Origin of the sequence: Acidovorax sp. JG5 (genome assembly GCF_017939685.1) — a bacterium.
In the GTDB taxonomy this organism is placed as follows: Bacteria; Pseudomonadota; Gammaproteobacteria; order Burkholderiales; family Burkholderiaceae_C; genus Acidovorax.
On the sequence record NZ_JAGKSE010000066.1, the window covers coordinates 1 to 577 of the forward strand.

The following is a 577-nucleotide window of genomic DNA, read 5'->3' on the forward strand; positions in this document are numbered from 1 at the left end:
ACAGTCGCCGCAGCGAGCGCGGGCAAAGCCATGGGCAAAGAGCCGGATTCGCATTCCCAAACTCTGAGGTCAGGCTCCAACCGACCTGCTGCACATGGGCCTGGCGATGGCTGCTGCCAGTGTGTGTATTGAATGCTATTAAAAAATGAGCATTATGTGCTGATGCAAAAAGCGCTGTCGTTGATTTTGAAAGTGCAAGCCGCTAAGCAAAATAGCGTTGCTCCAATGCTGACGGGCGGGTGGAACCGCCGAGCATGCGAGAAATATCCGCTGCAGGCACGGCCTTGGCAAACAACCATCCCTGGTAGCTTTCGCACCCATTGTTGCGCAGGAACGCCAGTTGCGCGGCGTCTTCCACGCCCTCCGCCACCACCGGCAGGCCCAAAGTGTGGGCCATCGCGATCACGGCGCGCACCAGCACGGCATCATGGTCGTTGTGCGTGACCTGGCGGATGAACTCGCGGTCGATCTTCAGGCGCGACACCGGCAGCTGGCGCAGATAAGACAGCGATGAGTAGCCGGTGCCAAAATCGTCCAGCGCAATGCTGAAGCCCAAAGCGCAGAGCCGGTCGAACAC

General features: G+C 59.1%; 1 protein-coding gene. It reads right to left on the reverse strand.

From position 1 onward, the window contains the following. Window positions 1-202: 202 nt before the first annotated feature. On the reverse strand, window positions 203-577 hold a 375-nt coding region (locus tag J8G26_RS19130), incomplete at its 5' end, for an EAL domain-containing protein (protein ID WP_210570846.1).